Origin of the sequence: Neobacillus paridis, assembly GCF_016765675.1 — a bacterium.
Classification (GTDB): Bacteria; Bacillota; Bacilli; order Bacillales; family Cytobacillaceae; genus Neobacillus; species Neobacillus paridis.
Genome location: NZ_JAESWB010000257.1, coordinates 1 through 564 on the forward strand (window position 1 = coordinate 1; position 564 = coordinate 564).

Consider the following 564-nt stretch of genomic DNA (forward strand, 5'->3'; position numbering starts at 1 on the left):
AGAAGAGCGCTACGAAGCGCGCCTGAAATTGCAGGCGCTGCCACGTAACTCGGCTCCGACCCGCCAACGTAATCGTTGCGCACTCACCGGTCGTCCACGTGGCACCTTCCGTAAGTTCGGGCTCGCCCGCACCAAGCTCCGTGAAATCGCCATGCGTGGCGAAATCCCGGGCATGACCAAAGCCAGCTGGTAATAGGAGAACAAGCAATGAGTATGAGCGATCCTATCGCCGATATGCTGACCCGTATTCGCAATGCGCAAGTCGTCAAGAAGACCACGGTCGTAATGCCGTCGTCCAAAGTCAAGGTTGCTATTGCCAACGTCCTGAAGGACGAGGGTTACATTGAGGATTTTGCTGTTGCAGAAGCAGACGGCAAAGCAGAACTGAAAATCGGTTTGAAGTATTACGCCGGCGCCCCGGTTATCGAGCGCCTGCAGCGGGTATCCCGCCCTGGTCTGCGTATCTACAAGGGCAAGGACGATATCCCCAGCGTTATGAACGGCCTCGGTGTGGCCATCGTGTCGACCCCCAAGGGCGTCATGACGGACCGCAAAGCGCGCGCA

General features: G+C 57.6%; 2 protein-coding genes. Both read left to right on the forward strand.

Translation table 11 applies throughout. From position 1 onward, the window contains the following. The coding region (gene rpsN / locus JK635_RS28735; RefSeq protein WP_202655245.1) for a 30S ribosomal protein S14 at positions 1 to 193 on the forward strand (193 nt) is incomplete at its 5' end. A 14-nt stretch (positions 194 to 207) separates the two neighbouring features. Further along, positions 208 to 564: 30S ribosomal protein S8 (gene rpsH, locus JK635_RS28740; RefSeq protein ID WP_202655246.1), on the forward strand; the 357-nt coding region annotated here is incomplete at its 3' end.